Below are 25,208 nucleotides of genomic sequence, written 5' to 3' on the forward strand. Positions count from 1 at the left end.
CCGGACGGGCGCCCGGCTGGCCGGCCGTGCTGGTCGACGGTCCGGTGCTGCTGCGGCCGTACCGGCGCTCCGACGCGGCCGCCTGGTCGGAGGTGCGCCGGGCCAACCAGGCCTGGCTGGCGCCCTGGGAGTCGTCGCTGCCCGGCGGCTGGGACGAGCTGAACTCGCCGGCCGCGTTCCGCTGGGTGTACCGGGACCAGCGGCGCTCGGCGCGCACCGGCGAGGGGATGCCGTTCGCGGTCTGCCTGCGCGAGGGCGGGCGGGAACGGCTGGTCGGCCACCTCAACGTGGGCAGCATCGTCCGGCGGGCGTTCTGCTCCGGCTACGTCGGCTACTGGGTGGACTCCAGAGTGGCCGGTCAAGGGATCATCCCGACCGCGTTGGCACTCGCCGTCGACCACGCGTTCGGCCCCGGTGGACTGCACCGGGTGGAGGTGAACATCCGGCCGGAGAACGGGCCGTCGCGCCGGGTGGTGGAGAAGCTGGGCTTCCGCGAGGAGGCGTACCACGTGCGCTACATGCACATCGACGGGACCTGGCGCGACCACATCGGATACGCGATGACCAGCGAGGAGATCGCCGCCGAGGGCGGGCTGCTGGCCCGCTGGCACCGGATCCGCGCCGCCGCCGGGTGAGCCGTCCCACGCACGGGATCGGCGCGGCGCGTCAGCATCGGGGCAGGTGGCCCGTAACCTCAAGTAACTGCAAGCTATGGCAAGCGCTGTCCGCCCGTACGATCCACGCACCCGAGCCCGATCGGCGGAAGATCCTGCGGTCGGTCAACGGTTGCTCCGAACTCGGTGACGGGAGGGGTGAGGGTGCCGACGTCGGTGCTCCTCGCCGTCCTCGCCGCCGCCGGCCTGCTCGCCCTCGCGCCGGCGCTGGTCCGCCGGTACGACGCCACCGAGCGGCTGGTGGCGGAGCGGGCGCAGTCGACGGCGCGGGTGCTCCAGCGCCGCCGGCGGCGCCGTACTGTCCCGGGCCGGCGGCCGGTCAACCCGTCCCGCAGCCTCGTCGTCACCCTCAGTGAGAGTGCCGCCACGGGTGGCCTCAGCGCCCCGGTCTCCGGGCCGCCGGCGTCCCGCCGGTCCAACCGGCTGCGCGCCGTCCCACCCGCGCCGAAACGGGCCCGCCGCCGGCCGCCGCCGCGCCGGCAGCACACCCCGGCCGTCTACCGGCGCCGCCGGGTGCTCGCCGCGCTGCTGCTGCTCAACTTCGTCGAGCTGATCGGCGTGATCGTGGTCAGCCCCGGCTTCTGGATCAGCTTCTCGGTGACGGCCGCCCTGCTGGTCGCGTACGTCGTACACCTGCGCAGCCGGGCGGTGGCGGACCGTCGGCGGCGGCGGGCGCGGGCCCGGGAGGCGGCCTGGCTGGCCGCCCGGCAGGCCGAGGTGCGGCGGGAGCAGGCCCGCCGGGCGGCGGCCCGCCGGGAGGCGCAGCGCCGGCTGGCGGCCCAGCGCGAGGTGGTACGCCGCGCCGCGATGGGCCTGGACCGCCCGGCCGACCTCCCGGCGGCGGCCAGCGGGGGCTCGGTCTCCTACCGGCGGGCCGGTGGCCTGCGCGGCCGCCCCTACCAGTCCGGCCGCGGCTCCCACTCCGCCTGACCGGTTCGTCCCCTTCTGGGGCGGGCCGGCTGGCTGGCTCGCTCGATGCCGGTCGCCATATCGGCGATGTGGGGGTGTCCTGGGGCTGCGGATACCCCCACATAGCCGAACCGGAGTCGATCAAGGGCGCGGCGCGCCGGGGGTGATTCGCGGTTGAGGCCGGCGACCTGTTAGCCTTGTCGCCGGCCCGCCCGGTGTCAGCCGGGTGGGACCTCGCCGGTCCGCCGGCGGAGGGGCTGTGGCGCAGACCGGTAGCGCACCTCGTTCGCATCGAGGGGGTCAGGGGTTCAAATCCCCTCAGCTCCACCCCAGGTCAAAGGCCGTCTCCGTTCGTCGGAGACGGCCTTTTTCGATCATGTACAGCAGTGAAGTACAGCAGTCGTCGGCCGCAGGGTCGATGGGGCTGGCCGCGAGCTAATCCGGCAGCGGCGTTGGATGCATCGTGAGGTAGATCAGACCCTGCTCCTCGTGCACCGTGCAGCTCAGTTCGTAGGACTCGGCAGCGCCGATGCGGAAGACGAGGGTGACTCGATCCCGCACGAATCTCTCTCTGCCGGTGGGCTCGCCGAAGACGCCGGTGATCTCTTGCTGGTCCAGCCCTGCCTGCAGGGGGAGCCGGAGCGCGTCCGTCATGCTCTGGACCGTTGACTCCGGCAGGGTGATGAGGTCGATCGCTACCGAACGCGTTACCTCGGGAGCCGACTCAAGACGCAGCCACTCCGTGAAGCCCGACGCCTCGCCGACCCAGCAACGCTCCAAGTACTCCCAGCTGCGAAGCTGCTCAAGGTGCTCCGCCGCTATGACGTCGGCGAGGCGAAGCCGACCGAAGGCGTCATGCGGGATCCCCAACGGCTCCACCCTGGCACTCCTTGAGTTGATCGAGACCCGTGACAGTACAGCAGCTCACAGGAACTGCTCGCCGAGCCGGGTGAGAGCTGTCTCGGTCGCCTCCGAGGCGACCTGGGCGTAGATGTTCATGGTCACGGCGATCTGGCTGTGTCGGAGAATCCGCATCATGACCCGGGGGTGGACGTCGAGCGTCACCAGCAGGGTGGCGCAGGTGCGCCGGGTGGTGTGCACAGAGATTTCCCGGACGCCGGCCTTGCGGCAGCGGGTCTTGAACTCCCGGTGGAAGTTCCTCGGCTCGATCGGCGTGCCGAGCCGGGTGGTGAAGACCAGGCCGTTGTCCTGCCATGCCCGACCGGCATGCTCCTGGTGCCGCTTCTGATCCTCCCGACGAGAGTGCAGGGCAGTGGCGCAGATGGCCGGCAGGGGCAGGGTCGCGTCCGACGCTTCGGTCTTGGTTTCGCGGTGCAGGAGCTGCCGGCGGATGCGCTGGAGCTGGTAGGCCACCGACAGCTCGTTGGCGGCCAGGTCGACGTCCTTCCACCGCAGGCCCAGTACCTCACCCCGGCGCAGTCCGAGCACGAGGATCAGCACGTACGCGGCGTAGAGCGGGTCGCCGTCGGCGCGGGCCGACTCCAGGAACTGGCGGACCTCGTCGACGGACCACGGCTTGTCTGTGCGTGGGCGGGGCTTGGCCACCCGGAGCAGCGCCGCCGGGTTGCGGGTCAGCAGCTCGTCGCGGACGGCGTTGTTCAGGGCGGCACGGAGCGTCATCCAGGCATCGCGGGCGGTCCGTTCGGAGACGGTCCGCTGGCAGCAGCGGCCGGCAGCGCAGCACTTCCGTTTGCCGTCCGGCCGGGCGGCGTCCTTGCCCTGTAGGCAGCACTGGCAGGCGGAGCGGAGCTGATTGAGCCAGGTCTGCACGTCCCGCACCGTCAGCTTGTCGAGGCGGCGGGAGCCCAGCTCCGGCGCGATGTAGAGGCGGACGAACATGTCATAGTTGGCCGCTGTGGCGGGGGCCAGGTTCGGCTCGACGACGTCACGGAGCCACGAGTCGAGGTAGCCGGCGAGGGTGGGTAGGCGCGTGACAACCGGACCGGCCTTGGCCTGCTGGTGCAGCCTGATCCACTTGTCGTGGACAGCCTCGCGGGTCTGTCCGTAGACGTACTTGCGGGTGCGCTTGCCGTCGGGCTTGGTGACCCAGACGTAGGCGGCGTAGCCGTTGCGGTAGGGGAAGATCGAGCCTTCGCCGTTGGCCCGTGCGCGTCCCGACATCAAGCGGGCTCCTGGCGTTCGACCTGTTCGCGGATGTAGTCGTCGACCCATTCGGGGAGGATGCGGCGGTACTTGCCGTCCTTGATGGAGCGCAGCTCGCCGGTGGCGATCTTCATCTTGACCTTGGAGATGCCGAAGCCGAGCAGGACGGCGACCTCGGCGGGGGAGTACCAGCGGGGGGTGAGTTGTCGGCTCATGCGGCGGCTCCGGTGAGCCAGGCTTCGTGGGCGAGTTCTTCCCGTCCGATGCGTCTGCTCTCGCGTCGCTGTCTTGCGGCGGTGTTGGCGAGCAGGGCGTCACCTTCGGTGAGCCAGCCGGATCCGATGTAGGTGAGGGTGCCGACAGTGATGGTTTCGGTGGTGTCGGCGTCTTCTGTGCGGCGGTAGGTCGCGCGGGTGTCCCGTAGCAGGCCGAAGGTGACGGAGTAGCGGCGGGCTTTGGTCAGGAAGTGACCGCCGAAGCCGAGCATGTGCGCCCAGCGGCGCAACCCGGCGTAGGCGTTCGGTTTGGTGTCAAGGCTGCCTTGACGGCCGTCGGACGTTGCGGCGCCGCTGGCGGTGTCGGTGCCGGTGGGCCGTCCGAGGTGCCAGCAGGCGTCGATGAGGCGGGCGAGATAGTCGCCTTCCGGATCGGCGTAGCCGTCGACGGTGGCGGGGGTGAGTCGGGTGGATTGGTGGCCGGTGACTTCGGTCGCTTTGGTGGCGTACTTGGCGAGGTAGGCGGCCACCTTGTCGTCGGTCAGCTGACCGCTGGCGCTGTTGATGCGCCGGACGTCGACCTGTTCGCCCCAGGCCACCACCCAGCCGCGTTGCTGGTCGGCGTGCGAGGGTGTGGTGACGGTGATTTGGCGAGCGGCGGCGTGGACGGCTGCCTCCAGGTCGTCGGCGGCGGCACGAGCGCGTTCGGGTCGTCGGGGGCGACGCCGTCGAGGCGCAGCAGGACGTGGAAGTGAATGGCTGCCCGGCGCTGCATCTCGGCGACCTTGCTGTGCGATACCCGGACCGGCGGAACCCAGCGGACCTTGCCGGCAGCGGTGACGACCCGGACCTTGGGGATGCCGCGTCGACGGCAGAGCGCGGCGAGGTGGCGGTCAACGGCTTGCTTGGTGCGCCTCCACAGCTCCCTTGAGAAGTAGTTCCAGACGACCTGGTGGCCGTGGTCGTAGCAGTCCAGGCACAACGGCTGCCCGAGCCGCGGATCGTCGGCGTCGTGACGGGCGAAGCACGCCGCGGGCTTCCCGTGCTGGCAGGTGCCGGCGGTGCTGCGGGCGCGGCAGGTAGCGGGGCGGCAGTCGCAGCGCTTGCGGGTGGCGCAGGTGTGGCGGGGGACGTGCCGGTGGTGGACTGCGCCGAAGGACGGCGCGGTGAAGGTGGCGAAAACGACCGGGTGCCGGCCAACCGAGGCGGGGACGCCCTTGCCGCCGGTCAGGCCGCAGCGCACGACCTGGTAGGCGTCGCCCTGGTAGACCCAGGCGCAGTCGGGGCAGTGCGATTCGCGGCGGTTGCCGCACGCCTTGTAGAGCGCCTGGTCGGGCAGCTCGTCGGTGTGCTGCTCGCCCAGGACCCGGCCGGTGTCTCGCTCGACAGCGGCGAGGGAGCCGGTAAGGCGGATCGGGCGGGCGCAGCCGCCGGCGGTGCGGGTGTGCTCCAGCCAGCCGGAGAAGTCCGGCGTGGCGGCGCGGTGCAGGGCTTGGGCGTCGCGGCCGGCGGCGACGCCGGGCCGGTACAGGTCGAGCGGGGTGGACAGGACATCCTCCTCACGGGGGTGGCAGGACGAAAGACGAAGCACCGCCAGCCGTGGACGCATGTCCGCTGGTGGTGTTCGTCGTGTCTCCTGGCACCGCCGAGAGGGCGGCTGACGCCGGAGGGCGGAGTCGTGGTCGTGCCACTTTCCGCCGATGGGTCGTGTCCTTTCGCGGTCGTGGACGTCACGGGGCCGGCACGGGTGGGGAGCCTGGGATGTCGGCATCCGGCGGGTTGCCGCAGGCTGCCCCCACCCGTGGAGGTGATTGGCGGGGTCATCGGACCGTGGACCGCTCCCAGGTCTCAGCGCCGGTCGGCCGAGGGCCCTGAAGATGTCTCCAGCACTCGGTACGAGCAAGCTTCACCCATTCCGGGTGAGGTCGAACCGCAGGTCAAGGGCGTAGCGTCCGGCTCATGGTGCTGGAGCGTCCCACCCCGGCCAATCCAACGCCGGCCAAGCCGCAGGACCCGGCGCGCCCTGGCGCGCAGGCGCGGGCCCTGCCTCCGGAGCTGGGCTCGAACGCGATCGCCGTGGTCAGCGGTGCGACCTTCATGTACTCGGATCCGGTCGGCGACGTGCCGGCCGGCACGATCGGCGGCCTGGTGCACCGAGACAGCCGCGTGCTCAACCACTGGGTGCTCACCATCGACGGCCACCGCCTGCTCGTGCTGCGCTCCCTCGTGGTCGACCACTACTCGGCGCAGTTCTTCCTGACCAATCCGGCGTTGCCCGACCTGCCGGCAAACACCATCGCTGTCCGGCGGCTGCGCTACCTGAGCGACGGGTTGCACGAGCGGATCGAAGTCGGCTCCTTCGCCGGCGAGCGGGTCCGGTTGGAGTTGCGCCTCGAGGTGGGCAACGACTTCGCCGACATCCTCGAGATCAAGACCAACGTCCGCGACCGGTCGGAGCGGATCCAGCGGCGGCACGCGCGAGACGGCTCGCAGCTGGTGTTCAGCTACGAGCAGGACGGCTTCACCGCGGACACCCGGGTCTGGTCGACCCGCCCGCCGCAGCGGCTGGAGGGCGACCACCTGGTCTGGGCGATCGACCTCGGACCGCGCGACCAGTGGCAGGTCGACCTCAAGGTGCCGGTGCCGCCCGGCCTTGGGGTGACCGAGCCGGTCCGAGGCGATATCGCCGACGTCTTCCACCACCGGGTGGAGGATCCGGCCGCCCGGTGGCTCGCCCGCGCCGCCGAGCTGACCAGCGACCACCTGGTGCTGGAGCGGGCGACCGCGCAGACCCGCTCCGACATGTCCGCGCTGCGGCTGGAGATGGAGGTGGGGGAGGAACGGATCAGCCTGCCAGCCGCCGGCATGCCCTGGTTCCTCACCATCTTCGGCCGGGACACCCTGATCACCTCGTACCAGGCGCTCACCTTCGGGCCCCGGATGGCCAAGGGAACCCTGCTGGCGCTGGCACATCACCAGGGCCGGCAGTGCGAGGACTTCACCGACGAGGAGCCCGGCAAGATCCTGCACGAGGTCCGCTTCGGTGAGCTCACCCAGCAGGGACTCATGCCGTACAACCCCAACTACGGCAACGCCGACGCCACCCAGCTCTGGCTGGTCCTGCTGTCGGAGTACTGGCGCTGGACCCGTGACGACGATCTGGTCCGGTCGCTCCGGGACAACGCGCTGGCGGCGTTGAACTGGATCGACCGGTACGGCGACCGGGACGGCGACGGCTACGTCGAGTACGCCACCCGCTCCCCCGAGGGGCTGGGCAACCAGTGCTGGCGAGACTCCTGGGACGGGGTGCGCTTCGCCGACGGACGGATGCCGGTGCTACCGATCGCCACTTGCGAGATCCAGGGCTACACCTACGACGCAAAGCTACGCCTGGCGGAACTCGCCGACGGGCCGCTGGCGGACCCGGCCCTGGCGGACCGGCTGCGCGCCGAGGCGAACCGGCTGCGCGAGAGGTTCAACCGGGACTTCTGGATCGAGGAGCGGGGCGGCTACTACGCCGTCGGCCTCGACGGCGACAAGAACAAGATCGACTCCATGACGTCCAACCTGGGGCACCTGCTGTGGAGCGGCATCGTCCCGCAGGAACGCGCCGCCGCGCTCGCCCGGCAACTGCTCGCCGAGGACATGTTCAGCGGTTGGGGGATCCGGACGCTGTCCCGGGCCGACGCGCCGTACAACGCGCTCGGGTACCACCTCGGCACGGTCTGGCCGCACGACAGCTCGATCAGCGTGCTCGGCCTGGCCCGATACGGCTTCCGCGACGAGGCTAACCGAGTGGCCCTCGCCCTGCTCGACGCCGCCGCCGAGTTCGGCGACCGACTGCCCGAGGCGATCGCCGGCTTCGAGCGCGAGCGGACCCTTGCCGCCATCCCATACCCGACCGCATGCAGTCCGCAGGCCTGGGCGTCCGGCGCCCCACTGAACCTGATCCGCGCCATGCTGGGGCTCCACCCGGTCGACGGCCAGCTCGTCGTCGACCCAGCGCTGCCGCACGAGGTCGGCCGGATCCACATCCGCGGCATCTCCGCATTCGGCCACCGCTGGAACGTCGAGGCCGTCGGCTCCGAGGGGTACGTGCGGCTGGCCGCCGAATGAGCACCCCGACTCGCACGGTTGCCTCGGTGTCGGCGAAAACGGCACCCGGCATGACGAAGCCTCGTGTGGTGATTGTGGGGGCCGCGCTCGCCAGCTACCACGACGGGAGTCAGCAGTGAGTCAGCAAACGGCTGGCTACGCGACGACAACGGGCGGAAGAAGCAAGACAGCCGTCGTGCATGAGAGCACGAGACGACGCTGATTGACACCCGCTGACTACCACGACCAGGCTCCCCCAGCGGGGATCGAAGCTCCGTCTCGACCTGGTTGTCGGACAGCACCGAAGTCCCGCTTAACGGGCCATCACAGCCACGAGGATAGCGAAGAAGGCAACCAGGCCGATGATGCCGCTAAATGTGACGTACGGCGACCACTCTCAGGTGTGCCGCCGTTGCAGCGGGAGAGGCTGGGTTGGCTGGTTCCAGGCCGGAGGCAGTGCCACCGCATCCTGGCGGTCGGGCCACAGCGGCGGCGCGGTGCGGCGAGTCGATCTAGCCATCATGGGATGCCCTCCGACGGCGTCCTGGTGTGTTGTTCGGACTTGGGACCGGGCGGGGCTGCGGGGGGTCGGGGGCGAGTCCCGCCCGGTCGTGGAGGCCGCGCACCCGGCCTTCCACCTTCACAGGCGTCAGGCGTCCGGCGTGCGTTACATCCTTCGAATTCCGGCATGCCGGATTTCAGGTGAGGCCCGGATGGGGTGCGTCCTGCTCTGGCATGTATCCGTCATCCGCTATCAACTGGCCCGGCTCCGAAAGACGGGCCGTCACGGCGGGCGCTGCGGATGCCGTGCACGGGACGGTGGTTTCCCTGGTCAGAGGCCTGGGTACGGTGTCCGCAGCCAGCCGCCCCTCGCCGGTTGCTTGATTCATGGGAGAACAGAAATGACGACCGCCGAGATGCCCCCTCCGGTCGCGGATCACGCCGAGGACCAACTCAGCCGGGACTTGGACGACCTGCACGTGCGCGCGCGGCATGCAGCAGAGCAACTGGCCGACATCCAGGCCCGCCTAGCGCTGCTAGAGAAGCAGATCCAACAGCATCAGCAACGCCGATAGAGGGGTGGAGGCGAAGCAGCAAGAAGGCAGCGCAAGCCTCGATCAGCGCCAGTCCGGGATATCACGGGATGTTGGCCCCGGGCTGCATGCCGACTTCGGTTGGTACTGTCCAGCACCCGTCAGCAGCCTGTAACCGCATCCCCCCAGTGGTGGTCGGCCCGGGTCGCCGGCGGAGCGGCTGTCGACAGCAACGCTGACAGCAACGCCGCCGGACGGCGACACACTGACGAGCGCTGGCATGGACGAGGCTCCGAGCGTGCAGCCATTGCCAGACGCGTGCGGACGCAACGCACAGAGCTTGTAAACGAGAAGTCGCCAGCGGGGATCCATGTCGACCACAACCGCGTCACCTGATCACACCACGTAGTCAACCGCTTGCGCGGCAAGGCTCACTCGGAGGAGCCGTGAAGAGCGAGACCGACCCTGGGATGGTCTTGAGCGCGGGGTCGCGCCCTCGGTGTGTGTGGCGGGTCCCAGCGGGTAATGGTCCCCGGCACGCCGACCGTCGACACAGCGACTAGGAGCGAGCGATGGGCACACGACACGCCTCGGCCGATGACCTCGCTTCCGTAGGCTTCTCGGTCCTGCGCTCCGCACTGGCGACGAACATCTTGTGGATCGGTGCGCTCAAATTCAAGCAGTACGAGGTCGAAAACGACGAGCCCCTGGTCACCTCGAGTCCGCTGCTCTCGCGGTTCCGAGAGAAGCTGGGCGCACAAAAGCTCAACCGACTCATCGGTGTCACGGAGATCACCGTGGGCTCTCTGATCGCCGCGAAGCCGTTTGCGCCCAAAGCGTCGGCGATCGGTAGCTTCGGGGCGGTGGGGATGTTCCTCACCACGCTCAGTTTCCTGGCCACCGCGCCCGGGACTCGGCAGGAAGGGCAGGGGAGGTTCAGCCTTTCTCAGCTGGGGCAATTCCTGTTGAAGGACACAGTGCTCCTCGGTGCCGCTCTCCTGACAGCTGCCGAGTCGCTGCGCGTCGCCCGCCACCGATAATGCCCGGCAGGGCGCTCGGAGCGGACGCGTACGACAATGACAGCGCCTGGGCCGACGCAGGGCGACGAGCAGCCAAGCGAGCAGCCAAACCAGCGACCGCCGGCGGACGATCGCGGACCGGCACGCCCAGCTGTGCGCGGCGAGCACCCAATGGAGCATCGGCGGGGAGCCGACTCGTAATGCGTCGGTCAGCGGCCGACGCGGATGCGGTCGGCGGCGTACAGCTCACGGGAGCCGTCAGCGCGGAAGATGACGATGACTGGGACGCCCTCGCCGATCTCCAGCTCGCGTCGCTCCGCCGGCGTCGGCATCCGGGAAGAGGCGGTATCGCCCTTGAGGAGAGTCACCGTCTCGGTCGGCTCCAAGGCGCGGACGAAGGTGCCGCGCGGCGGTTCCACGATCACGAGCCCTTCCGACCGAAGTAGCGCTATCGCCTGTCGGACGCTCGTTCGGCTCAGCCCGTACTCCTGAGCTAGCCGCAGCTCGCTCGGCAGCGATGCGCCGGGCGCAAGGTCGCCAGACGTGATCCGGTCTCGCAGAAGGTCTGCGAGCTGCCGGAACACGGCGCGGTCTGCGCTCGGGTCGATCACGGCTGTGACGCTACGTGTCCAACAGCTCTACATCTTATTGTATCTACAGTCCTACGTCGTTACGGTGATCTGTGGCCGATCCGGGCGTCAGCTCCGGACCGGATGCCCTGCCATCGACTTCATGCTCCAGGGGGTCCAGTGCCGCGCGTCTCGTACGACGGATACCTGTTCGCCGTCGCCCTGACTTTGGCCCGACGGCATCGGCCGGTCTGGTCATGGCGGCACTGGCGACGCATCTGCCGCTGCGGCGCGGACCTGCCGTGCCGCAGCCGTCACCGCATCCCGATAAACCGCGGCCACTGGCCCAGCCAGGGCGGCGGCCGATGACCACTCACCACCCGATCACGCCGGCCTGGACGTGCGGCGGCTGCGGTGCCGACTGGCCCTGCCAGACTCGAAGGCGGGAGCTGCGAGCGGAGTACGACAGAGCCCAGGTATCCCTCGCCCTCTACCTGGCCGCCCAGCTCGTCAACGCCGCCCAGGACCTGGCCCACGTCCCCGCCGGCCATCTGCACCACCGCTTCCTCGGCTGGACCCGATGAGCATCCTCCGACCCGGCGACGAGAAGTTCCACTACAGCGACGGCTCCCACAAGTGGATCCCGCCGGACCCGGACTACGACCAGGAGGTCTGGAACGAGCAGGTCCGCCAGCACAAGCAAGGCCACCTCAGAAACGAGCGCCCGAAGGTCCGCATCCAACGCCTCGCCTAACGCCAGCAGTACAGCAGCGAAGTACAGCAACCGTGCCAGCCGAACCAGTCCGAGCCCGGCGTCAGCAGAGCTTGCGACTTCGCTAGCAGCCCGACCCGACCACGATGCAGCCAGTTCGCATCGAGGGGGTCAAAGGTTCAAATCCCCTCAGCTCCACCCCAGGTCAAAGGCCGTCTCCGCTCGTCGGAGACGGCCTTTTTCAATCTTGCGCAGCAGCGAAGTGCAGCGGTTGCCGGCGGCGGTGTCGAGAATCCATGGCTGGCTCCGTCCCCGGGGTGAACGTGACCAGAATGGGTCCACGCCAGCATCGAGGAGAATCACGATGGCTAAGTACCTGCTGCTTAAGCACTACCGGGGCGCTCCGGCTGCGGTCAACGACGTGCCGATGGACCAGTGGACGCCGGAGGAGATTTCGGCGCACGTGCAGTACATGCGCGACTTCGCGGCCCGGCTCGAGGGGACCGGGGAGTTCGTCGACGGTCAGGCGCTCGCCCCCGAGGGGACGTTCGTCCGGTACGACGGTGAGGGGCGCCCGCCGGTCACCGACGGCCCGTTCGCCGAGACCAAGGACCTCATCGCCGGCTGGATGGTGATCGACGTCGACAGCTACGAGCGCGCCATCGAGCTGGCCGGGGAGCTGTCGGCCGCCCCTGGGGCGGGCGGGAAGCCGATCCACGAGTGGCTCGAGGTGCGCCCGTTCCTGGCCGAGCCGCCCACCATCACGGAGTGACCTGATGGACGAGGCACTGCTCCGGAGCCTCACGCCGAGCGTGCTCGGGATCCTCGTCCGCCGCGGAGCCGACTTCGCGGCGGCCGAGGACGCCGTGCAGGACGCGCTGGTCGAGGCGGTCCGCGTCTGGCCGGCCGACCCGCCGCGGGATCCGAAGGGCTGGCTGGTCACCGTGGCCTGGCGCCGGTTCCTCGACGCGACCCGGGCGGACGACGCCCGCCGCCGGCGTGAGGACCTCCTCAACGAGGAGCCGGCGCCCGGGCCCGCGTCCGCGGTGGACGACACGCTCCAGCTCTACTTCCTGTGCGCCCACCCGTCGCTGACGCCGTCGTCCGCGGTCGCGCTCACGCTGCGCGCCGTCGGCGGGCTGACCACCCGCCAGATCGCCCAGGCCTACCTGGTGCCCGAGGCGACCATGGCGCAGCGCATCAGCCGGGCCAAGCGCACCGTCTCCGGCGTGCGGTTCGACCAGTCCGGCGACGTCGCCACCGTGCTGCGCGTCCTCTACCTGGTCTTCAACGAGGGCTACTCCGGCGACGTCGACCTGGCCGCCGAGGCCATCCGGCTCACCCGGCAGCTCGCGGCCGCGATCGACCACCCCGAGGTGGCGGGGCTGCTCGCCCTCATGCTGATCCACCACGCCCGGCGCGCCACCCGGACGGCGCCCGACGGCAGCCTGGTGCCGCTCGCCGAGCAGGACCGCGGCCGGTGGGACACTCAGTCGATCGCCGAGGGCGTCGAGATCCTGCAGGCGGCCCTCGCCCGCGACCGGCTGGGCGAGTTCCAGGCCCAGGCCGCCATCGCGGCACTCCACGCGGACGCGCCCACCACCGAGGAGACCGACTGGGTGCAGATCGTCGAGTGGTACGACGAACTCACCCGCCTGACCGACAGCCCGGTCGTCCGGCTCAACCGCGCGGTGGCCGTCGGCGAGGCCGACGGACCGCGCGCCGGACTGGCGGCCCTCGCCGGGCTGGACGACTCACTGCCCCGCCACACGGCGGTGGCGGCGTACCTCCACGAACGCGACGGCGACCTGGCCACGGCGGCACGGCTGTACGCCGAGGCGGCCCGAAAAGCCCCCAACCTCGCCGAGCGCGACCACCTGACCCGCCAGGCCGCCCGGCTCAACGCCCGCCGGTGTCGCTGACGGGTCGCGACCCCACCGGGTAGGACGCAGGTGGCGGCGTACCTCAGGCGTCCTTGATCGGTGTCCGGCCGTCCTGAGCCGAGAAGTGCAACGGAGCTAGCGCTGCCTTCACGGGTATCTCAACCTCGGACCCGTTCCCGAGTACAACGTCGATCGTCGTCAGCCCTTGCACCGCGCTCCGAGCGAGGAACTCCCAGTCGTCCCGCGCTGAGCTGGTCCTTCCTCCCTCAGCCGCCAGGTTTTTCACGGGGATCCGCCATCTTGCTGATGACCCCGCCTCCAGCCGGTGGGGAAACCCCGGCCCGTCGTAGGTGTAGGCGGACAGAGACGTTCTCAACTGCTGTGCGGGTCCATGGTCATCGAATTCTGGACTCCGGCGCACCAGCCTCAGCCGGTCGACATTGACCGGCGCCAGCCCAGAGTTGTGGAGCCTCACGAAGATCGTCAGCGGCTTATCGACCGGGGGGACAAACGTGGCATCCCCCACCACTGCTGGCCCAGCACGCTTGAACGTCTCCTGGGCGACCCTCAGCGAGGATCGTGCCGTCACGAGCGAGACAACTCCCACGACCAGTGCGGCAAGGGCCACCGACGGCGACGCGACCGCGAGCCATGTTGGGACCGATGTCATGCTGACAGGATCGCGCCCAGCAGCCGTGGCGGCGATCCCCCGGGCGGCCACGGGGCAGCAGCTGCGACGGTGGCTGTCTCGACCGGCAGCAGCCGCCGGGTGTCTCAGGTGTCGATCGGGAAGGCAGCGCGAACCACCGCCGTACCGGAAGAGTTGAGCGGGGAAGGCGGCGAGCCTGCCGTCTAGAAGGCCGGGTTCGTCTGCGGTCCTGGTCGGTGGACGAGCCCGTCGTAGACGGCGATCCCGGTCAGGATCAACGCTGCGGCGACGGCCGCGGCGATCGGCGGGAGGAGCAGCGTGATCGGCGCCACCACGGCCAGTATCAATACCCCGACGTAGAGCGCCGGGCAGCGCCGCTCGGTCCGGGTCGGCTGATCGAGGGAGGACCGCCCGATCAGGAAGAGGGCCGGTCCGCCGAAGATGACGGCCACCAGCGCCCAGTCGATCGGCGGTTCCGGGTCCTCGACGACCTGCCCGAAGCCGACCGCGGTGCAGATGACCCCGCCGACGATCAGCAGCAGGCCGAAGCTCGACCACTCGGAGAGCCGCATGGCCGCCTCGGTGGGGCGGCCGGAGGTTGCCCGCTCACGGGGCCCGCCGTGGTAGAAGTAGATCCGCCAGAACGCCACGACGGCCAGGAAGGCGGCGACGAGCACGGCGGTCCGTTTGACGGAGAAGCCCGGGAAACCGATGGCGGCGCCGGTTTCGAGCACCACCTCGGCGAGGGCGATCATGAAGAACTGGTTGTACCGCTCGGCGAGGTGATCGAACGAGACCATCGTGTAGTTCGGCCGGGCCATGCCGAGTCGGGGTGCGGGCCAGCTCAGGGCGTAGCCGATGATCTCGATGGCGAGGGCGATGGTCCAGAAGACGCCGCGGCCGAGGCCGCCGCTGATGCCGCCGGCGATCCAGAACACGCCGGAGAGCACGTGCCAGCTCAGCACCCGGGCCGGTGCCCGCCACTGCGGATCCCCACGCAGGGACAGTGTCAGGTAGAGCGGACGGCCGACCTGGATGATGACGTACGTGTAGGAGAAGATCACCCCACGCTCGCCGAACGCCTGCGGCAACGAGACCGCCAGCACCAGCGTGCCGAACATCGACGCCAGCAACAGGATCTGGATGTCGGGGCGGCGTGGGTCGTAGGTGCTGGTCATCAGCGCGTTGAGTGACCAGACCATCCACATCGCCGCGAAGAACAGCACCGTCTGGCCCGCCTCGGAGAGGAGCGCGTGCCGCAGGAAGGTGAGGTCGTCGGCGACCCGTCCGGCGAGCCGGGCGAGCGCGAAGACGTAGACGATGTCGAAGAGCAGTTCCAGGACCGTCGCCGAGCGAGGGACGGTGGCCTCTCCGAGCCGGCCCGCCCCGCCGCGCGTCAACATGTCCGGCTTAGGATGATTCGCACCCTCATCGCGAATAGTTCTACCACGGCCACTCGCGCGCTCGCGTCGACACGGAAAACCGCAGCGTGGGTGCCCGGCGCCGCAGGCAGGGCATTGGCCTCCCCGTTGAACCCCGGCTCGCGCGACAGCGGCGGGGGCCTTGGCCGTACGACCGCCGCCCACGCCGCTGCCGGCGCCCGCTCAGCCCCAGACCTGCGGCGCCGGCTGGCGGGTGGTGGCGTTCAACCGGTTGAAGAAGTTGGTGGTGGCGAGCCAGAGCACCACCGCGGCCAGTTCCTTCTCGTCGAAGTGCCGGGCGGCCTCGTCCCAGATCTCGTCGGGCACCGGGTCGGCCCGGTCGGCGAGCCGGGTCGCGGCCTCGGCGAGCGCGAGCGCGGCCCGCTCGGCGTCGGTGAAGTACGGCGTCTCCCGCCAGGCGGCCAGCGCGAACAGCCGCTCCTCGCTCTCGCCGGCCTTCCGGGCGCTGCGGGCGCCGGAGTCGACGCAGGCGCTGCACCCGTTGATCTGGCTGGCTCGCAGGTGGACCAGCTCCAGCGTGCTGGTGGGGACACCGGCGGAGTGGGCCGCCTTGTAGAGCAGGTTGATCGCCTTCACCGCGTCGGGGAGCAGCGCTGCGGGGTTCTGCATGCGGGCCTGCATGGTCATCTCGTCCGGTCCTTCCTGTTACGCTCGCCGGCGTTCGTTGCCGCGGCGTTCTCGTCCGTCACCGTGATGTCGACGGTGGGACGGCCGGCGTGACAGATGTGACTGCGGTCACGTGCAGGCCGGACGTCGGCCAGGATTGCGATGCCATGACCGACCCCGACCTGCTGGCCCAGCAATTCGAGGAGCAGCGTCCCCGGCTGCGCTCCGTGGCCCTGCGGATGCTCGGCTCCGGGGCCGAGGCCGACGACGCGGTCCAGGACACCTGGCTGCGGCTCAGCCGCGCCGACGTCGACGGGATCGACAACCTGCCGGGCTGGCTCACCACCACCGTCGGGCGGGTATGCCTCGACCGGCTCGGCTCGAGTGCCGCCCGGCACGGCCGCTCCGCCGACGTGGCCGCGGACGAGCCGACCACCGGGCCGGACGAGGTCGATCCGGAGCGGGAGGCGCTGCTCACCGAGTCGGTCAGCCGGGCGATGGACGTGGTGCTGCGCACCCTCGGCCCCACCGAGCGGCTGGTCTTCGTGCTGCACGACATGTTCGCGGTCTCCTACGACGAACTCGCGCCCGTCGTCGACCGCAGCCCGGCGGCCGTACGACAGATCGCCAGTCGGGCCCGCCGCCGGGTGCAGAGCGGACCGCCGACGCCGGAGACGGACCGGGCCCGGCAGCGCGGCGTGGTCGAGGCGTTCCTCGCCGCGTCCCGGGAGGGGCGTTTCGACGACCTTCTGACCCTGCTCGACCCGCACGTCGTCCTGCGTGGCGACGCCGCCGCCGTCCAGCTGGGCGGAACCGGCGAGGCGCACGGCTCCTCGGTCGTGGCCGCCTTCTTCTCCGGGCGCGCGCAGGCCGCCGTGCCGGCGTTCGTCGACGGGGCGCCGGGTGCGGTCGTGGTCGTCGGCGGCCGTACCCGCATCGTGATCAGCTTCGTGGTCACCGACCGGATCGTCGGCGTCGAGGTGGTCGCCGATCCCGACCAGATCGCCGCCCTCGACCTGGCCGTCGACTGACCCGACGCGCACCGGCGCCGCGCGCACGCCGACAGGCGAGGGCCGTTTCCCGAGGTGGGGAAACGGCCCTTGCCCGTCGTCGGCCCGGTCAGCCGGTGAAGTCCTCCCGGACGTCCCGGGCGTCCTCCTGGACGTGCTCGCCGGGCTGTCCGCCCCGGATCTCGTCCCGTTTCATCGCCCGTTCCGCCTGCGACCGCTCGGTCCGGTTCATGTCGCCCAGCTGCGCCTTCGCGGGGCCGGCCACCTGCTCGACCTTGTCGTTGGCCCTCTCCACGCTCATGTCGCCTCCCTGTCGTGCGGCGGACCGGGGCTCGTCCGCCCCTCCCGCCCCGCGTCCCCACCAACCGTGGACGGAAACCCGTGGCCAGACCGGGCAGCCCGAGGAAATCGCCGCCCGGCGGGCGGCGACCGTTTTGACCACCGCCGGGTGGGAAGCAACCGGCGTGGCGGAGTCGAGGCGGCGGCAACTGGCGGAAGACGACCTGTTGAAGGGGTTCGACCGGACGGGTCCGACCGGAGGAAGGCTCGGCGGGTTCTTCGCCATCACCATCGGCGCGTCCCTGTACGCGTGGGATGTCGCTTTCACCGCCGGCGCGTACCGCACGATCCTCTACCCGTATCGGCAGCAACTCTTCGTCGTGGCGTTTGTCGTGCTGCTCGGCGGGCTGATCATGCGCCGTCGGGCGCGGATCCACCCCGGGCTGCTGGCCCTGTTCGCGCCTCCGCTGCTGCTCACCCTGATGCGGCTGGTCTTTCCGGCCGACGAGTCAGGTGCCCTTGCCCGGGTCGTGGAGCATGTTCTGCTCGTCGCCACCGTGGCGGCGTTCCCGATCATCGGCTGGGTCGTCGCGCGGTTGCTCGCACCGGGCTACTTCAGCCTGCCCGACCGGCGAGCCAGGATCGCGGTGGTAGTGATCGTCACCGCGGTGGCGGTCGGCGGCTATACCATCGGCCGGTTCAACGATCGCTTCCTGACCTGTGGAAACTTCCAGGTCGCCGGCGACGACCTGCCCAAGAACTGCGCCCACGTGCGCGATCGGTAGCGGGTCGGCGGTCGGGGGGAGATCAACTCCACTTCAGCCGGGCGATTTCCCGCCTGAACTGCGCCAGCGTGAACGCGCCACCCTCTCTCGGCATCAGCCGAAGGGAGTAGGTCACGTCGCCGGCTTCCCACCACACCGTCCACCACTGCCCCGTACTGCCGGTGATGGCGCCCTGGTGGGAGCCGATCCGGACGACCGCCTCCGGCGCCGGACGACCGACCGCGGCCGTGGGCTGCGCGCTCACCACCAGCCCGGAGCCGTCGGGGCCGTTGTAGCCCTGGTGCCAGGCCTCGTCGGTGGACATCCAGTTCGTCGAGTACGGGCTCCACCGCTCGTCCGCGCCGAGATCCGGCAGGTCGCGTTCGAAGTAGGTCGGATGCGACTGCCCGGTGGCGGCGTCGCGCAGCGTCCGCTCGCCGAGCGGCTTGCCGAGCGACACGGCGAGCGGTACGGCCGTACCGCTGACGGCGCAGTCGACCGAATCGATGACGCGAGCCCGCACGGCGACGACCACCTGGGCGGGCTCCTGCTCGGTGGCTGTGACGCGGGGCTGCCAGAGCTCCTTGCACGTCGTCTCGCCCGGGCCGGTGTACACCGTGACGTCGGTGCCGTTGCGGCCGACCATGGCCGACACCCACGGCAGCGTGGCGGTCCCGTCCGGCGTCGCCGCCGCGGCGGCCGGTTCGCCGGGAGTCGACTGGTCGGGGGCCCGTTGGCTGAGCAGGAAGCCGCCGACGAGGCCCAGGGCGACGGTGGCCGCCACGGCCACCACCGCACGGCGCCGACGAGCGGGCGGGCGGGTCGACCGGTGTCCGTCCGGCAGGTCGCCGGCCACCGTGATCTCACGCTCGCGGGCCGCGTCGTCGATCGCCATGAACCCGTCCTCCCCGTCCGGACGCACCGGCTCCGGATCGTACGCCGAAACCCCCGGCCGCTCGGTCCGCCGTTGCGCGCCGGCCACAGCGAGCGGGAGCGGGCGGGTTGCCACGGCGGCCGCCGGTGCTGGAGATTGGCCCGATGAGCGACGCGTGGACCATGACGTTCGACAGCGCGCACCCGCCCACCCTGGCCGCGTTCTGGAAGGTCGCACTCGGCTACGTCGACGCGTCCCCGCCGCAGGGCTTCGCGAGCTGGGACGAGTTCTTCCGGCACTACGACGTGCCGGAGGACGAGCGGAACGACGCCGCCTACCTGCAGGACCCGTCCGGGCGCGGCCCGCGGATCTCCTTCCTCCGGGTGCCCGAGCCGAAGGTGGCGAAGAACCGGATCCACCTGGACATCCAGGCCGGCGGCGGGCGTGGGCAGCCGTGGGAGGTCCGGGCACCGCAGGTGCGGGCGGTCGTGGCACGGCTGGTGGCCGCAGGCGCGACGGTGCTGCGCGAGGATCTCGTCGATGGCCGCCTCGACCACGTGGTGCTGGCCGACCCGGAGGGCAACGAGTTCTGCGTGGTCTGACGGCCGCCTGATCCTGGCCCGACCGGCGCGCCGCTACGGCCGGAGAGCCGCTGCCGCCGACGAACACGGCCGGTGCCGCCGACCCGGCCACGAATACCGGAGGCCGGCCCCACACCAGGGCCGGCCTCCGGTACGGATCATCGCCGGACTACGGCTTCCAGGAACCCGCGGTCTCGAACTTGTGCTGGTACTCCAGCGCGCCGTTCTTGTCGGCCACGTCGAACACCACGGTGCCCGTCCGCTTGCTGCCGGCCCGCAGGTTGTTGCCCGAGCTGAGCGTGTCGCCGCAACCGGAGAGGGCGCTGGCCAGGCCGTTGACCGTGGTGCCGTCGTTCGCCACCCACTCGAAGTAGAACGGGTTGATCGAGCCCTTGCCCTTGGTGACGGTGGCGGTGACGTGCGCGATCAGGTAGAGGCCCTTGTCGGGCTTCGGGGCGTAGGAGCGGCAACCCTTGGTCGCGGTGGTGAACTTCGTGACGGTGATCTCGACGGTGCCGTCGTTGTCGGAGAGGACCAGCGTGTCACCCGGCTTCATGTTGAACGTCTCGCCGTCGGTCTCGGTCCCGCCGGTGGGGCTGGGCAGGCCGGTCGGCGCGTCGGGCGCGGTGGTGGTCACCGGGGTGGGCAACGCGTCGGCCACCTCGTCCGCGGCCTTGTCGGCGCCGGCGATGACCGCGACGATGCCGCCGACGCAGCAGAGCAGCGTCAGCACGACCGCCGCGATGGCGATGAACAGCACCGTCTTCTTCTTGCCGCCGCCGTTCGGCGCGACCGGCTGCGGGGCGCCGAGCGGGTAGCCGGGCGCACCGGGCATGGGGGCCCCGTACCCCGGGGTGGGCGGCTGCGGGGCGCCGGAGACCGGCGGCCACGGCTGGCCCGACACCGGCGGCTGCGGGGCGCCGGACACCGGCGGCTGGGGCGCGCCCGAGACCGGCGGCTGCGGCGCGGCCCAGGGGTCACCCGACGCCGGGGGCTGCGGCGCGCCGGAGACCGGGGGCAGCGGGGCCCACGGGTCGCCGGCCGGCGGCGCGGCGGGCGGGGGCGGCGGGTAGCCGCCCTGGTCGGCGGGGAACTGCGGCATCGGGGCCGTCGGCGGGTACGGCTGCTGCTGCTCCGGGTTCTGCGGGTGGGGATCCTGCGGCCCGTAAGGGGGCTGGGGGTGGCTCACCGTACTCCTTGGCACCTGACGACGATCGAGAACTGCCTGACGCTACCGTGCGCAAACAACCATGGATCTTTCCGTGTCCGGTGACCGACGGTGGTCCCCTGTTCGGTTCGATGATCCGCCCTGCCGGCCCAGCCGGTTCAGGGCAGCAGCACCGCCGCCGTACGGACCAGCCCGGCGTCCACGGCGAACCGGCCGGTGATGGTCGTCGGGGCGGCCACCGCGGCGGCGTGGACGCGGGCCGGCGCGATGCGGGCGGTGAACGTCCCCGCCTCCGGGTCGATCGTCACCAGGGCGTCGTGGAAGTCCAGCCAGCTGCCGACGATCGGGTGCCAGACCTTGTAGACGGTCTCCTTCGCGCTGAACAGCACCGCCGGCCAGGAGATCCCGGCGGGCAGCCGGGCGCACCGCTCGTCCTCCTCGGGCAGGCAGATCACCCGGCGTACGCCGGGATCGAGTTCCTTGTGCCGCTCGGCGTCCATCCCCACGGAGCGGACCTCGGTGGCCCGGGCCGCCGCGGCGGCGCAGTAGCCCCGGGTGTGGGTGATGGTGCCGACCAGCCCGGCCGGCCAGACCGGCGACCGGTCGGCGGCCGAGGGCACGGCGGCCGGGGCGAGGCCGAGCGCGGCCATGGCCCGTCGCGCGCAGACCCGCCCGGCGGTGAAGTCGCGCCGGCGGGTCTCCACCGCGCGCTCGCCGAGGCAGGCCAGCTCGGCCGGCAGCAGCTGACCGGTCCAGTCCGCCGGCCCGGCCACCGCCACGGCCACCTCCGGCGGCAGCAGGTCACGCATCGCCGGCACCCGCCGGGGCCGCCCGGCCCGGACGCCGCCGACGGGTTTGCCGGGCCAGCTTCCGGCCCGCGATGCGCCCCAACCTCGTCACGACTCGCCAAGCTACCGCAGCCGTGTAACGCGGGAGCGGTCACCGTCGCTTCACGTTTTGTCAACTGGGGAGCTGCCGGTGTCCGTCCGCAATGCACGGTGGGCCGGCGATCAGCGGATCGTCGTCCCCGTACCGGAAAGGACCTGCCGCGATGGACCGTGGTGTGCCCGAGGGTCAGGCTTCGCCCACCGACCACCTGCCGCTGATCCCGGCCTGGAGCTGCGACACCTGCGGCGCCGACTGGCCGTGCGCCACCAAGCGCGCCCGCCTGCTCGAGGAGTACCACGGCGGGGGACCGGCACTCGGCGTGTACCTCGGGTCCTGCCTCGCCGCCGCGGCGCAGGACCTGCGCGGCACGCCGGTGCGGGCCCTGCAGACCCGGTTCACCGGTTGGCTGCCCCGCCAGTCGAGACCCTGGTGACGGCGCCGCTCACCGTTGCGGTCCGGCGCCCACCCGAACCGGGGCGGAGGCCGGTCGGGCCGGTGCGCGGGCGGGACGCGTCCGTGCGGCGGGCGCTGGCCAGGGTGCCAGCCGCGGCCTCCGGTGCGCGCTGAGGTCCTCGACCCAGCCGAGCGCCAGCACCACCCCGAACAGGAGCACCAGCGCCACCGCCAGGTAGCCGACCTTGCCGATCCGCCAGACGTCGACGAGGTCGCCGACCGCGAAGCAGACCGCGATCGCGGCGTTGTGCCACAGGTAGATCGTCAGCGCCCGGCGGTTGAGCGCGGTGACCAGCCGGTCCAGCGGCCGGACCCGGGCCAGCCAGCGCATCGGCGGGGCCGCCCGCAGCAACAGCAACACGAAGCCGAGCGAGTAGAACGCCTGGGCCACCGGTACGTCGTTGAGGTCGAACCCGGTCTCCGGGTGGGTCAGCATCCACCCCACGCCCGCCCCCATGCACAGACCCGCGACGGCCACCAGGACCGCCAGCGGCAGCCGGCGCAGCAGGCCGTCCCGGTGGGCGAAGCCGGCGATCCAGCAGGCGCCGAAGATGGCCAGGTCGGTGACGACCGAGTCGACGGGGCCGGCCGGCAGCGGCTCGGTGGTCTGCAGCATCACCACGGCCGCCAGCGGCAGCAGCACGGTGGGCAGCGGCCACCGGCGGTAGAGGCCGAGCAGCGCGGGGCTGAGCAGCACCAGCCAGAGGTACGTGACGAGGTACCACAGCACCGCGGTCACGTCGGCGGCCCAATCGCTGCCCGGCGGCTGGGCGATGGGGACCAGCCAGGTCAGCAGGGCCGGCCACACCGGCCGGTCCGGCCAGCCGTGCCAGATCATGATCGGCAGGACGACCACGCCCAGCGCCCACAGCGCGGGCAGCAGCCGCCGGAGCCGACTGGGCACGGCACGTTCCGGGGATCGGTCCAGGGACCGGGCCATCAGCGAGCCGCCGAGGGCGAACATCACGCCCATGGCCGGGAAGGCGACGCTCAGCCAGGCGTAGCCGAACATGTGGTAGACGATCACCCGGCCGAGGGCCAGGGCGCGCAGCGCGTCGAACCACCGGTCCCGGCCGCCGCCCGCCGGCTCCGCCGCCGCACCGGCCGGCGGTACGACCGTCCCGTCGATCTGCCGTGCGTGGTGGCCGACCGGGTCGCCGGCCCGCTTCAACTTCCGCCAGCGCAGCCGGGTGCCGCTCAGCGCGGTCACCGTCGAGCGGAGCAGCACCAGGTACATCAGTTGGCGGTAGGCGAACTGCTGGATCGGCAGCGCCAGCAACGGGCCGAGGCGTTCCCGGTCGAGCCGGAACGCGACCAGCGCGGTGAGCGCCTGCACCGCCAGCATCGCCGACCAGGCCACCGCGGTCTCGGTCGCGCCGAGGAAGAAGAGCCCGTAGACGGCCATCAGGTCCAGCACCGGGCCGAGCAGCGGCAGCACCACCCCGAACAGCGCGAGGATCGGCAGGCCGAAGCGGCCGAACCGGCCGGAGGCGCCGCGGTCGAACACCGCCCGGCGGTGCTTCCACATCGCCTGCATGGTGCCGTAGCTCCAGCGGTAGCGTTGCCGCCACAGCTGGCCCAGCGAGGCGGGCGCCTCGGTCCAGGCCCGGGCCCGCTTCTCGTACACCACCCGCCAGCCGGCGCGCAGGACGGCCATGGTGATGTCGGTGTCCTCGGCGAGGGTGTCGTCGCTCATGCCGCCGGCGGAGAGCAACGCGCGCCGGCGGAATGCCGCTATCGCCCCCGGCACGGTCGGCATGCAGCCGAGCGTCTCGTAGAGCCGGCGGTCCAGGTTGAAGCCGATGACGTACTCGATGTGCTGCCACCGCCCGAGCAGGCCCTGCCGGTTCGCCACCTTGACGTTGCCGGCGACCGCGCCGACCGTCGGGTCCGCGAACGGCTGCACCAGCAGGCGGACGGATTCCCGCTCGAACACCGTGTCGCCGTCGACCATGACGATGATCTCGTGCCGGGCGTGCGCGATGCCGGTGTTCAGCGCGCTCGGCTTGCCGCCGTTGGATTGCCGGATCACCCGGACGTTGCGCAGTCCCAGCGACTCCACCAGGTCGGCGGTCCCGTCGGTCGAGCCGTCGTCCACCACGACGACCTCGATCCCGCGATGGTCCCCGTTGGCCAGTGACCGCACGGCGGCGACGATGCCGGCCTGCTCGTTGTAGGCCGGCACGATGACGGACACCGGTTCGGTGAACGGCGGCCCCCAGGACCGCCCGCGGCGCCGCCGGGCCAGCCGCACGGCGAGCACGAGCAGCAGCAGCGTACGGGCCAGCATCAGGGCGCCGACCACGAGGAACAGCACCCGCAGCAGCGCGACGAACAGATCGGCGATGCGGACCGTGAGGACCACCGAGCCGGCCTGCCAGCGTGCGAAACCTGCGACCGGCAGGTTGCCGGGCACCACGGCGGCCTCGTCGTCCCGCGCCAGCAGAGCCCGGTTCGCTCCGTCGGTGACGGTGGTGAAGGTGTATCCCCGCGCCGTCATCGCCGGGATGAAGCGGTCCAGGGCGGCGACCGTCTGCGACCGGTCCCCGCCGGCGTCGTGCAGCAGCACCACCGCTCCCTGCCCGGGCGGCGGGGTCATGTTGCGCACGATGGCGTCCACGCCCGGCCGCGCCCAGTCCCGGCTGTCGGTGTCGTTCACCGCGGTCAGGTAGCCGAGCCGGCCGGCGGCCTGGATCGCCGACCAGGCCTCGTCGTCGATGGCCGACGCGATCGACGAGTACGGGAAGCGCAGCAGGCTGGTCCTGACACCGGCGGCGCTCATGATCGCCTGCTGGGTCTGCGCGTACTCCAGCCGCTGGCGCCAGGCGGGCAGCAGCGTCGCGTCCGGGTGGCTGAAGGTGTGCACGCCCAGTTCGTGCCCCTCGGCCGCGATCCGCGCGGTGAGCCCGGGATGGCGCGCCACCTGGCTGCCGACCGTGAAGAAGGTCGCCCGGGCCCGATGCCGGCGCAGCACGTCGAGCACCCGCGGGGTCCACTCCGGATCGGGGCCGTCGTCGAAGGTGAGGGCGATGGTCCGGGGCGCCATCCGGTACGACGCCATCCGCCCGCCGGTGGTGTCGATCAGCGGCCCGCCCGCGGTGATGGCGGCGGGCACGCTGCTCTGGTCGCCGCCGCGGCGTACGTGGTCGGGCACGAACTCGGCGTTCGCGTACGCCTCCACCAGCAGCACGCTGACCAGGACGGCGACCACCATCCCGCAGACCACCGAGCCGGTCGAGAGCCGGAACCGTCCTGGACGT

General features: G+C 71.4%; 25 protein-coding genes, 1 tRNA gene and 1 pseudogene. 14 read left to right on the forward strand and 13 right to left on the reverse strand.

The genetic code is table 11. From position 1 onward, the window contains the following. The first annotated feature begins 26 nt into the window (after positions 1-26). The 3 genes from ACVCAH_RS06180 (at position 27) to ACVCAH_RS06190 (ending at position 1,910) form a co-directional block, all read left to right on the forward strand. Entirely contained in the window at positions 27-635 is a 609-nt protein-coding gene (locus tag ACVCAH_RS06180; protein WP_447135332.1) for a GNAT family N-acetyltransferase, read from the forward strand. 177 nt (positions 636-812) lie between these two features. Further along, positions 813-1,604, forward strand: a complete 792-nt coding sequence (gene sepX / locus ACVCAH_RS06185) for a divisome protein SepX/GlpR (protein WP_447135067.1) — start codon at positions 813-815, stop codon at positions 1,602-1,604. Positions 1,605-1,836: 232 nt separating this feature from the next. Further along, positions 1,837-1,910: transfer RNA gene (locus ACVCAH_RS06190), tRNA-Ala, on the forward strand. Between the two features lie 108 nt (positions 1,911-2,018). Here ACVCAH_RS06190 and ACVCAH_RS06195 read toward each other — a convergent pair. From ACVCAH_RS06195 to ACVCAH_RS06210, 4 genes and pseudogenes are all read right to left on the reverse strand, one after another. Further along, positions 2,019-2,462 (reverse strand): hypothetical protein, encoded by a 444-nt coding sequence (locus ACVCAH_RS06195; protein ID WP_447135068.1) that lies wholly within the window; start codon positions 2,460-2,462, stop codon positions 2,019-2,021. Positions 2,463-2,507: 45 nt separating this feature from the next. After that, complete coding sequence (locus tag ACVCAH_RS06200; RefSeq protein WP_447135069.1) at positions 2,508-3,725, reverse strand: tyrosine-type recombinase/integrase; 1,218 nt, start codon at positions 3,723-3,725, stop codon at positions 2,508-2,510. Beyond that, positions 3,725-3,922, reverse strand: coding sequence for an excisionase family DNA-binding protein (locus tag ACVCAH_RS06205; RefSeq protein WP_447135070.1), 198 nt, complete (start codon positions 3,920-3,922; stop codon positions 3,725-3,727). Before ACVCAH_RS06205 ends, ACVCAH_RS06200 begins: the two co-directional genes overlap by 1 nt. Further along, positions 3,919-5,693 (reverse strand): annotated as a pseudogene (locus ACVCAH_RS06210) (replication initiator). The gene ACVCAH_RS06205 and the pseudogene ACVCAH_RS06210 overlap by 4 nt, the downstream one beginning before the upstream one ends. Before the next feature lie 188 nt (positions 5,694-5,881). On the opposite strand from ACVCAH_RS06210, the gene ACVCAH_RS06215 reads away from it, so the two are divergent. The 3 genes from ACVCAH_RS06215 (at position 5,882) to ACVCAH_RS06225 (ending at position 10,091) form a co-directional block, all read left to right on the forward strand. Further along, a complete protein-coding gene (locus ACVCAH_RS06215; protein ID WP_447135071.1) occupies positions 5,882-8,038 on the forward strand; it encodes an amylo-alpha-1,6-glucosidase in 2,157 nt (718 codons plus the stop codon). Positions 8,039-8,919: 881 nt separating this feature from the next. Further along, positions 8,920-9,093 (forward strand): hypothetical protein, encoded by a 174-nt coding sequence (locus ACVCAH_RS06220; RefSeq protein WP_447135072.1) that lies wholly within the window; start codon positions 8,920-8,922, stop codon positions 9,091-9,093. Positions 9,094-9,623: 530 nt separating this feature from the next. Then, positions 9,624-10,091: a YkgB family protein gene (locus ACVCAH_RS06225; protein ID WP_447135073.1), complete on the forward strand. Its 468-nt coding sequence runs from the start codon at positions 9,624-9,626 to the stop codon at positions 10,089-10,091. A gap of 188 nt (positions 10,092-10,279) precedes the next feature. Here the strand turns inward: ACVCAH_RS06225 and ACVCAH_RS06230 are convergent, their stop codons facing one another. Beyond that, on the reverse strand, positions 10,280-10,681 hold the full coding sequence (locus ACVCAH_RS06230; protein ID WP_447135074.1) for a GntR family transcriptional regulator: 402 nt from the start codon (positions 10,679-10,681) through the stop codon (positions 10,280-10,282). Positions 10,682-11,004: 323 nt separating this feature from the next. On the opposite strand from ACVCAH_RS06230, the gene ACVCAH_RS06235 reads away from it, so the two are divergent. The 4 genes from ACVCAH_RS06235 (at position 11,005) to ACVCAH_RS06250 (ending at position 13,273) form a co-directional block, all read left to right on the forward strand. Then, a complete protein-coding gene (locus ACVCAH_RS06235) occupies positions 11,005-11,223 on the forward strand; it encodes a flavin reductase (protein WP_447135075.1) in 219 nt (72 codons plus the stop codon). Next, entirely contained in the window at positions 11,220-11,393 is a 174-nt protein-coding gene (locus tag ACVCAH_RS06240) for a hypothetical protein (RefSeq protein ID WP_199236089.1), read from the forward strand. Before ACVCAH_RS06235 ends, ACVCAH_RS06240 begins: the two co-directional genes overlap by 4 nt. Positions 11,394-11,715: 322 nt before the next feature. Further along, positions 11,716-12,123, forward strand: a complete 408-nt coding sequence (locus ACVCAH_RS06245) for a YciI family protein (RefSeq protein WP_350710608.1) — start codon at positions 11,716-11,718, stop codon at positions 12,121-12,123. A 4-nt stretch (positions 12,124-12,127) separates the two neighbouring features. After that, positions 12,128-13,273 (forward strand): RNA polymerase sigma factor, encoded by a 1,146-nt coding sequence (locus ACVCAH_RS06250; RefSeq protein WP_447135076.1) that lies wholly within the window; start codon positions 12,128-12,130, stop codon positions 13,271-13,273. A 43-nt stretch (positions 13,274-13,316) separates the two neighbouring features. Here ACVCAH_RS06250 and ACVCAH_RS06255 read toward each other — a convergent pair whose 3' ends face one another. From ACVCAH_RS06255 to ACVCAH_RS06265, 3 genes are all read right to left on the reverse strand, one after another. Then, positions 13,317-13,904: a hypothetical protein gene (locus ACVCAH_RS06255; RefSeq protein ID WP_447135077.1), complete on the reverse strand. Its 588-nt coding sequence runs from the start codon at positions 13,902-13,904 to the stop codon at positions 13,317-13,319. 182 nt (positions 13,905-14,086) lie between these two features. After that, entirely contained in the window at positions 14,087-15,286 is a 1,200-nt protein-coding gene (locus ACVCAH_RS06260) for a low temperature requirement protein A (RefSeq protein ID WP_447135078.1), read from the reverse strand. A gap of 201 nt (positions 15,287-15,487) precedes the next feature. Continuing rightward, entirely contained in the window at positions 15,488-15,946 is a 459-nt protein-coding gene (locus ACVCAH_RS06265; protein ID WP_447135333.1) for a carboxymuconolactone decarboxylase family protein, read from the reverse strand. Positions 15,947-16,098: 152 nt separating this feature from the next. Between ACVCAH_RS06265 and ACVCAH_RS06270 the strand changes: the two genes are divergently transcribed. After that, the gene (locus ACVCAH_RS06270) at positions 16,099-16,962 is read left to right on the forward strand and encodes a sigma-70 family RNA polymerase sigma factor (RefSeq protein ID WP_447135079.1); all 864 of its coding nucleotides are present in this window, start codon (positions 16,099-16,101) and stop codon (positions 16,960-16,962) included. 88 nt (positions 16,963-17,050) lie between these two features. Here the strand turns inward: ACVCAH_RS06270 and ACVCAH_RS06275 are convergent, their stop codons facing one another. Next, positions 17,051-17,242, reverse strand: coding sequence for a general stress protein CsbD (locus tag ACVCAH_RS06275; RefSeq protein WP_447135080.1), 192 nt, complete (start codon positions 17,240-17,242; stop codon positions 17,051-17,053). Between the two features lie 133 nt (positions 17,243-17,375). On the opposite strand from ACVCAH_RS06275, the gene ACVCAH_RS06280 reads away from it, so the two are divergent. Then, entirely contained in the window at positions 17,376-18,005 is a 630-nt protein-coding gene (locus tag ACVCAH_RS06280) for a hypothetical protein (RefSeq protein WP_447135081.1), read from the forward strand. A gap of 22 nt (positions 18,006-18,027) precedes the next feature. On the opposite strand, the gene ACVCAH_RS06285 is transcribed toward ACVCAH_RS06280, so the two are convergent. Beyond that, complete coding sequence (locus ACVCAH_RS06285) at positions 18,028-18,879, reverse strand: hypothetical protein (protein WP_447135082.1); 852 nt, start codon at positions 18,877-18,879, stop codon at positions 18,028-18,030. Between the two features lie 143 nt (positions 18,880-19,022). Between ACVCAH_RS06285 and ACVCAH_RS06290 the strand changes: the two genes are divergently transcribed. Next, positions 19,023-19,460, forward strand: coding sequence for a VOC family protein (locus ACVCAH_RS06290; protein ID WP_447135083.1), 438 nt, complete (start codon positions 19,023-19,025; stop codon positions 19,458-19,460). A 148-nt stretch (positions 19,461-19,608) separates the two neighbouring features. Here the strand turns inward: ACVCAH_RS06290 and ACVCAH_RS06295 are convergent, their stop codons facing one another. Both ACVCAH_RS06295 and ACVCAH_RS06300 read right to left on the reverse strand, forming a co-directional pair. Then, a complete protein-coding gene (locus ACVCAH_RS06295; RefSeq protein ID WP_447135084.1) occupies positions 19,609-20,628 on the reverse strand; it encodes a DUF4352 domain-containing protein in 1,020 nt (339 codons plus the stop codon). A 137-nt stretch (positions 20,629-20,765) separates the two neighbouring features. Then, on the reverse strand, positions 20,766-21,416 hold the full coding sequence (locus ACVCAH_RS06300; RefSeq protein WP_447135085.1) for a 4'-phosphopantetheinyl transferase family protein: 651 nt from the start codon (positions 21,414-21,416) through the stop codon (positions 20,766-20,768). 242 nt (positions 21,417-21,658) lie between these two features. On the opposite strand from ACVCAH_RS06300, the gene ACVCAH_RS06305 reads away from it, so the two are divergent. Further along, positions 21,659-21,928, forward strand: a complete 270-nt coding sequence (locus ACVCAH_RS06305; RefSeq protein ID WP_447135086.1) for a hypothetical protein — start codon at positions 21,659-21,661, stop codon at positions 21,926-21,928. Positions 21,929-21,937: 9 nt separating this feature from the next. Here the strand turns inward: ACVCAH_RS06305 and ACVCAH_RS06310 are convergent, their stop codons facing one another. Beyond that, the gene (locus ACVCAH_RS06310; protein ID WP_447135087.1) at positions 21,938-25,162 is read right to left on the reverse strand and encodes a glycosyltransferase; all 3,225 of its coding nucleotides are present in this window, start codon (positions 25,160-25,162) and stop codon (positions 21,938-21,940) included. Positions 25,163-25,208 lie beyond the last annotated feature (46 nt).

The organism is Micromonospora sp. LZ34 (assembly GCF_052981855.1).

Bases quoted from the DNA above. Each gene is read 5' to 3' on its own strand.
- ACVCAH_RS06200 (WP_447135069.1), bottom strand. From the start codon at position 3,725: ATGTCGGGACGCGCACGGGCCAACGGCGAAGGCTCGATCTTCCCCTAC.
- ACVCAH_RS06205 (WP_447135070.1), bottom strand. From the start codon at position 3,922: ATGAGCCGACAACTCACCCCCCGCTGGTACTCCCCCGCCGAGGTCGCC.
- ACVCAH_RS06215 (WP_447135071.1), top strand. From the start codon at position 5,882: ATGGTGCTGGAGCGTCCCACCCCGGCCAATCCAACGCCGGCCAAGCCG.
- ACVCAH_RS06220 (WP_447135072.1), top strand. From the start codon at position 8,920: ATGACGACCGCCGAGATGCCCCCTCCGGTCGCGGATCACGCCGAGGAC.
- ACVCAH_RS06225 (WP_447135073.1), top strand. From the start codon at position 9,624: ATGGGCACACGACACGCCTCGGCCGATGACCTCGCTTCCGTAGGCTTC.
- ACVCAH_RS06235 (WP_447135075.1), top strand. From the start codon at position 11,005: ATGACCACTCACCACCCGATCACGCCGGCCTGGACGTGCGGCGGCTGC.
- ACVCAH_RS06240 (WP_199236089.1), top strand. From the start codon at position 11,220: ATGAGCATCCTCCGACCCGGCGACGAGAAGTTCCACTACAGCGACGGC.
- ACVCAH_RS06245 (WP_350710608.1), top strand. From the start codon at position 11,716: ATGGCTAAGTACCTGCTGCTTAAGCACTACCGGGGCGCTCCGGCTGCG.
- ACVCAH_RS06250 (WP_447135076.1), top strand. From the start codon at position 12,128: ATGGACGAGGCACTGCTCCGGAGCCTCACGCCGAGCGTGCTCGGGATC.
- ACVCAH_RS06255 (WP_447135077.1), bottom strand. From the start codon at position 13,904: ATGACATCGGTCCCAACATGGCTCGCGGTCGCGTCGCCGTCGGTGGCC.
- ACVCAH_RS06260 (WP_447135078.1), bottom strand. From the start codon at position 15,286: ATGTTGACGCGCGGCGGGGCGGGCCGGCTCGGAGAGGCCACCGTCCCT.
- ACVCAH_RS06265 (WP_447135333.1), bottom strand. From the start codon at position 15,946: ATGCAGGCCCGCATGCAGAACCCCGCAGCGCTGCTCCCCGACGCGGTG.
- ACVCAH_RS06270 (WP_447135079.1), top strand. From the start codon at position 16,099: ATGACCGACCCCGACCTGCTGGCCCAGCAATTCGAGGAGCAGCGTCCC.
- ACVCAH_RS06275 (WP_447135080.1), bottom strand. From the start codon at position 17,242: ATGAGCGTGGAGAGGGCCAACGACAAGGTCGAGCAGGTGGCCGGCCCC.
- ACVCAH_RS06285 (WP_447135082.1), bottom strand. From the start codon at position 18,879: ATGGCGATCGACGACGCGGCCCGCGAGCGTGAGATCACGGTGGCCGGC.
- ACVCAH_RS06290 (WP_447135083.1), top strand. From the start codon at position 19,023: ATGAGCGACGCGTGGACCATGACGTTCGACAGCGCGCACCCGCCCACC.
- ACVCAH_RS06300 (WP_447135085.1), bottom strand. From the start codon at position 21,416: ATGCGTGACCTGCTGCCGCCGGAGGTGGCCGTGGCGGTGGCCGGGCCG.
- ACVCAH_RS06305 (WP_447135086.1), top strand. From the start codon at position 21,659: ATGGACCGTGGTGTGCCCGAGGGTCAGGCTTCGCCCACCGACCACCTG.
- ACVCAH_RS06310 (WP_447135087.1), bottom strand. From the start codon at position 25,162: ATGGTGGTCGCCGTCCTGGTCAGCGTGCTGCTGGTGGAGGCGTACGCG.